A 5931-nucleotide genomic window follows, 5' to 3' on the forward strand; every position below is an offset into this window, starting at 1 on the left:
TTTTGGTCGTGCCGATGGCACTTTGACCCATATGGGGTGTTCGACCTTGCCCACAATGAATTGTGGGCTTAAGAGTTGACCCAAGCCTACGGCTTTTCCAGATTCGGTGTCGTTTTTCAAATCGCATAGCGATGCCAGAAATCTTAACCGGGGATTTTAATCCCCGGAATTATAAACACAGTCGTTTGTCTTTGGCTAAAGAATAAGATTGAATCCCGAAGGTTTATCGCCAAAGCAGGTAGTTGTTATTTGTGGTGATTTTGGTTCTTTGTTACTTTTGGCTTGATGCATCCACAGTGCTGAATAGGTGCTGCCAAAAATCAAAGATCATAAAAATAAGCAATGGCTTTTTGGAGATCTTGTGGGGTATCGATGGCGATGGCTTCGTGGTCAGTGGGGATCATCTTGATCCGGATGCCATTTTCTAGCAAGCGCAACTGTTCCAACATTTCAACCTGTTCCAAGTAAGATTTTTCCATCTTGGTAAATGCCAAAAGGGCTTCCTTGCGGTAAGCATAAATACCCACATGTTTCCAGTATTTTACCTCCCACCTTTTTTCACGGCTATAAGGAATGCGTGCCCTGCTGAAATACAACGCAAAATTGTCTTTGTCATAGATCACTTTTACCGCATTGGGGTTTTGGGCTTCCTCTGGGGGGATGGAAAACATCATGGAGGCCACCCGAATGAAGGGCGACTCGAAAACCTGGACCAAATCGCGAAGGGATTTTCGGTCTTGAAAGGGTTCGTCTCCCTGAATATTGACCACAATGTCCACATCCATATCACGAACGGCCTCTGCGATGCGATCGGAACCGCTTTCGTGTTCTTCTTGGCTAAAAAAGCACTCCCCTCCAACAGCGGTGATCTGTTCCACGATCAACTCATGATCGGTCACCACCATTACCTTGTCAAAGACGCCTGTTTCCACCGTGCTCAAGTAAGTTCTCTGGATCACGGACTTCCCGCAGAGATCCATGGTCAACTTGGCTGGAAATCTTGTGGAAGCATATCTGGCAGGGATAAGAGCGATGGTTTTCATGGAGAAGGTAATCTGCTATTAAGTGATAAATGATTAACAATTATGGGGTTTTAGGCTTTGAATTTTGAGATTAGTTTACGGAAGAAGCCTTTACTTTTTTTGATCAACTTCTTCTTCTCATCCAGGTCATCTCCATAATAATTGTACATGTACTTGTTGTTTTGAGAATACAGGTAGGTATTTCCATAGCCATAGTTGTATCCTTCATAATAATATCCCGAATCAATGATGCCATTGAAAACCCCGTAGACATTTTTGACCTGCTTGTTGTTAAACAGATCATTGATCATGACCAAATGATCCTTCATGGTGTAATCTTGCCTTACCACGTACAGATTCAAGTCAAAAAGCCGCATCAAGTCGATGGTTTCCGATACCAGTCCCAAGGGAGGCGTATCAAAAATGACGATTTCAAAATTTTCCTCCAAATATTGGATCAGCTCTTTGAGCCTATCGGTCTGGAGCAATTCGGCCGGATTGGGTGGAATAATTCCGGAAGGAATATAAAAAAGAAATTCATTCATCGTTGGCATGATGATCTCCTTGACATCAACTTTACCAATCAGGTAAGTAGAAAGCCCGATTTTTTCACTTCCATTGAAGTAGGAAGCCAATTTAGGCCTTCTCAAATCCGCACCCACCACTACCGTTTTCTTTGAGCCTAAAGCCATTGCAGAAGCCAGGTTCAGGGAAGTGAAGGTTTTTCCTTCACCGGAAACACTGGAAGTCACTAGGATTTTTTTGGATTTCTTGTCCGGGGCGATGTAATTGATGGCTGAGCGGAGAGATCGGAAGGACTCGGAAACGGCTGATTTGGGATGCTCCAAAACCACCATATTGGTGTCTTTTTTACTGTGCCCGATCACTGCCAGCTGTGGGATCATAAAATGTTTTTTCAGTCCCCTTTGGTCCCTGATCCGATCGTCAAAAATATCTTTGATCACGATAAATCCGAAGGGAATCATGAATCCAATCAAAATGGCCATGATATAATTCTGGTCCTTTTTGGGAAAAACCAAGGTTCCCCGCTTTGCATAATCCAAGATGGCATTGTCAGAAACATTGGAAGCCCTGGCAATTCCCGCTTCTGCCCTTTTTTCCAACAAATAGGTATAGAGGTTTTCCCTCAATTTAAATTCTCTGAAAATACTGGAGTATTGGGATTCGGATTCGGGCAAGGTGGCAAACTGACTGTCATAGATATTGATGTCCCTTTGCAGGGAAGCCCTTTGGATTTCGGTGTTTTGGATCAGGTTGACGATGTTTTCGAAAAGCGCTTCCTGCACCTTTTCCATCTGGACATCGATTTTGTTGACTTCCGGATGGTTTTCATTCAGGGATGCCAATAATTTTCTGCGGTCCTGTGAAAGTGTCACCAAAGTTTGAATCAAGCCATTGAGCAGAGGATCGGGAATCCCCACCACAGAAGGAGCAATCACTTGGGAGTAATCCTTCGTTTTTTCCTCCATGTACTTTTTGATCGCCGCAAAATACGCCAGTTGAAAATCCATTGCCTGCGCATTGTCTTCCAGAGTATTCATCCGGGAAAGGATTTGGGAAAACTCTGCGCTTACATTGAGCATTCGATTTTCCACCTTGAAGTTTTGGAGTTCCCTTTCTTTCTTCTGCAGGGAATCCTCCAGGAAAGACAATTGCTCTTCTATGAACCGGAGCGTATTTTCGGCATTTCTGTTCTTTTCACGAAGTTCATATTCCAAATAGGAATCCATCAGGGAATTGATATAATCCCTTCCTTTTTCCACCACGGTGGTATTCATCCGGATTTCCAAAACCGACGCCTGTGCATTGACCAAGGTAATTCCAAGGGAACGGGAAAGATGCTCTTCCAAAGCGACAGGATTTCTCAGAGTCACGATCACCATGTCCCCCACTCTCCCGGGATTGACCAAGTGCACATTGAACCTGGACTTACCTGTCTCTATCCAATCTTCAAAACGAAATGTTTTATTGTACAGACCGTCATCACCGGAAGCGATTGCGGGAGATAAGTCAAAAAATCCACCTTCGCTGGGATTGAGTCTGAAGGTTTCCCCGGACAGAATTTCCAACTCCATGGGCGTATCCGTGATCTGAAGATGGTTCCAATCCACCTCGATCCTTATTGGGCTTCTGTCGTAGAGTTCGATGGGTTTGATATTGGTTTTGGCAAAATACTCCACATCAAAATGCAGTTTTGCCAAGGTTTCCCTTGCCAGGTTTTTTGAGGAAAGCATCAGGATGTCATTTTCCAGGTTGCCCTGTCCCGAGAAGATGCTCGACCTGTCCAAAATCTTGGCTTCCGGAGAATTGTTGCCCTTGATGACAATGGTTCCCGCCACGGAATATTGATCCACCGTATAGCGATGAAAAATATAGGATGCCGTGAGAAGCAAGAGAATAAACCCGATGTACCAGGGCCAATACTTGATGTACCTGTTGATGATAAACTTGATCTCGAGGGCTTTCTCCTCGTTGTCCAGCTGGCTTAAGTCTAATTTTTCCATCCTACCCTCCTATCTGATTAAACCATACATTAAAAGCCCTGATGCCAAGAGGGTTGCAAACAATTGAAGGGAACTCACCAAATTATCCGCAGTTCCCAGCTGCCTGATTTTCATGGGTTCCAAATAAAGAATATCGTTGGGCTGAATAAAGAAAAAAGGAGAACCCAAGAGAGCCCTATCATTCAAGTTGATTTGGTGGATTTTTGTCCCACCACCGTATTGCCGGATGAGAAAAAGCTTGTTTCTTTTGGCCAAGAGATTGGTTTCCCCTGACGCCGCCAAAGCGTCGAAGATGGTTGCTCTGTTTCTGAACAGGACCTTAGTTCCCACAGAACCAAATTCACCCAGGGTAGTGTAGCGAATACCGGCTGTTCTCAGCTTCACATAGACTTTCTCCTTGAAAAACACGTTGATGGCTTCCTGTACTTGATCCCTTGCTGCCTCCTCTGACATGCCTGCGATGTTGATTTTTCCCAATTTGGGTATTTCCACATTTCCGTCCTTGTCGATGGTGTATCCCGTAAAATAGAAGATGTCGCCACCTGCACCAGCGCCTCCTCCTCCTCCGCCACCGGTCCGCATACCCCTTGCACCCTGATAGGAAAAAGCCTCGGTGAATTCCTCATCCGATGAGGCAAAGTCAATGTCCACAATGTCAAAAGGCTGTAGGATATAAATATAATCTACCTCAGCATAAGGGATAAACTCGTCCAAGGCAATGGGTTCATTTTCAGGTAAGTTTTGAAGGTAGGTCAGCTTTTTGTTGCTGATACAAGAGCTGAATAAAAATAGTGTCAACAATAAAATGAGATTGGGCTTACTCAAAGTCAATAAGGGATAAGGGGTCATGAACTCAAATATAAATAAATAAAGCAAAGGGGGTGTAAGGATTTGGAAAAAAAATAAGGGTAAAAAATTGTATGTACAAAATCCCCTTTTAGTTTTTACACAAGTTAAAAAATTGTGCGAAAAGTAACTTAATCACCCACTGTAAAAATAGCAAATAGAATCATCAAATAAAATACCCTGAACAGGGTATTTTTTGAGTGAAATCAAGCGATATTTTAGGGTAATGGTATATTTCCCATAGGATAATGTAACTATTCAAATATTTTAATAAAGCCGTCCGTAAGCAGAAAAAAAAGAATCATTTGCATTTTATTCAGAAAGTAAGAAAATGTCGGTGAATCCAATCAAGGCGTGGAAGGGAATGTCTATAAAATTAATTTTTGGAAATCCCAATTTGAAGGTTACTTTCAGGATATGGAAATCAGATATGCGCAGGAAAATGACATCCCTTCAATCGTAGGTCTTTTGAAAGTGTCATTGGGGGAAGACCGAACGCCCAAATCGGAAGCCCTTTGGCGTTGGAAGCATCTGGAAAACCCTTTTGGCCAATCGCCTGTCTTGTTGGCGGAGAAGAATGGGGAAATCCTAGGTGTCAGGGCTTTTTTGAGATGGAACTGGCAGGAGGAAGGAAAAACCTTTCGGGCGCTTCGGGCAGTTGACACCGCCGTCCACCCCAACCATCTGGCCCAGGGTATATTTTCAAAACTGACCAGCTCCCTGGTCGATGATTCAGCAAGCAAGGGCTTTGATTTCATCTTCAACACCCCAACTCCAAAAGCTTGCCTGGGTACCAAAAAATGGGGTGGCTGAAGCAGGGTAAAATCCCGATAAAGCTCCAATTCAATTCCCTATCGAAACAAGATTCCGCCATGGAACTTCCGGTCATGGACCGTGCGCTTTTCGCTACCTTGGCCGAACAATGCAGGCCTTTGACACAGGGACTCCACACCCCAATCACCAAGGAATTTCTCCTTTGGAGATACTCAGACTGCCCCATTTTCCCCTATGGTTTTTGCACCGATCGGGAAAGTTACCTCTTTGTTTTTCGTCTAAAACCCTCAGGGCTCGGCTTGGAATTGCGGATTACCGATTGTTTTGGGCTTGATGCCCAGAAGGAAATCAATTTGGAACATTTGCGACAGGAGCTCAAGAAAACCCAGGAGGTCTTCAAAGTGAATTTCACCACGCATATTGGTCATTTCCCCATTCCCTTGCTCCGTAAAACAGGAAGCCTTCCTTCTCTGAATATCGGGCCATTGCTTACCTTAAGGGATTTGAATTTAGGGAAGGATTTCAGCAGGCTGCTGACCAGTGAGAATTGGGGGTTTAGCTTGGGGGATTTGGAGGTGTTTTGAAGATGCAAAGGGTAAGAAAAATCCCTGGGGGGAAGCCTGAGGGGCTTTAACTTTGAATAGCCATTGGAATTTAGAATGTCGGGGTTGTTTCTCTTTGGCTAGGCAAATGGATTGAATTCCGAAGGTTTTCGCCAAAGCAGGTAGTTATTATTTGTGGTGATTTTTTCCTTTGTCACTTTT

At 43.9% G+C, this 5931-nt stretch carries 5 protein-coding genes; 2 read left to right on the forward strand and 3 right to left on the reverse strand.

Annotated elements, in window-relative coordinates:
• Positions 1–320: 320 nt before the first annotated feature.
• Genes kdsB through F824_RS0125250 form a run of 3 tightly spaced genes read right to left on the reverse strand, consistent with a single transcriptional unit; the run spans position 321 to position 4396 of the window.
• A complete protein-coding gene (gene kdsB / locus F824_RS0125240; RefSeq protein WP_019600726.1) occupies positions 321–1043 on the reverse strand; it encodes a 3-deoxy-manno-octulosonate cytidylyltransferase in 723 nt (240 codons plus the stop codon).
• Between the two features lie 50 nt (positions 1044–1093).
• A complete protein-coding gene (locus tag F824_RS0125245) occupies positions 1094–3547 on the reverse strand; it encodes a GumC family protein (RefSeq protein ID WP_019600727.1) in 2454 nt (817 codons plus the stop codon).
• Between the two features lie 9 nt (positions 3548–3556).
• Complete coding sequence (locus F824_RS0125250; RefSeq protein WP_019600728.1) at positions 3557–4396, reverse strand: polysaccharide biosynthesis/export family protein; 840 nt, start codon at positions 4394–4396, stop codon at positions 3557–3559.
• Positions 4397–4810: 414 nt separating this feature from the next.
• Between F824_RS0125250 and F824_RS26750 the strand changes: the two genes are divergently transcribed.
• Entirely contained in the window at positions 4811–5206 is a 396-nt protein-coding gene (locus F824_RS26750; protein ID WP_022582397.1) for a GNAT family N-acetyltransferase, read from the forward strand.
• The gene (locus F824_RS27075; protein WP_019600729.1) at positions 5194–5751 is read left to right on the forward strand and encodes a hypothetical protein; all 558 of its coding nucleotides are present in this window, start codon (positions 5194–5196) and stop codon (positions 5749–5751) included. The genes F824_RS26750 and F824_RS27075 overlap by 13 nt, the downstream gene beginning before the upstream one ends.
• The last annotated feature ends 180 nt before the right edge of the window (positions 5752–5931 follow it).

It is taken from the genome of Rhodonellum psychrophilum GCM71 = DSM 17998 (assembly GCF_000381545.1).
Taxonomy (GTDB): Bacteria; Bacteroidota; Bacteroidia; order Cytophagales; family Cyclobacteriaceae; genus Rhodonellum; species Rhodonellum psychrophilum.

Bases quoted from the DNA above. Each gene is read 5' to 3' on its own strand.
- kdsB (WP_019600726.1), bottom strand. From the start codon at position 1,043: ATGAAAACCATCGCTCTTATCCCTGCCAGATATGCTTCCACAAGATTT.
- F824_RS0125245 (WP_019600727.1), bottom strand. From the start codon at position 3,547: ATGGAAAAATTAGACTTAAGCCAGCTGGACAACGAGGAGAAAGCCCTC.
- F824_RS0125250 (WP_019600728.1), bottom strand. From the start codon at position 4,396: ATGACCCCTTATCCCTTATTGACTTTGAGTAAGCCCAATCTCATTTTA.
- F824_RS26750 (WP_022582397.1), top strand. From the start codon at position 4,811: ATGGAAATCAGATATGCGCAGGAAAATGACATCCCTTCAATCGTAGGT.
- F824_RS27075 (WP_019600729.1), top strand. From the start codon at position 5,194: ATGGGGTGGCTGAAGCAGGGTAAAATCCCGATAAAGCTCCAATTCAAT.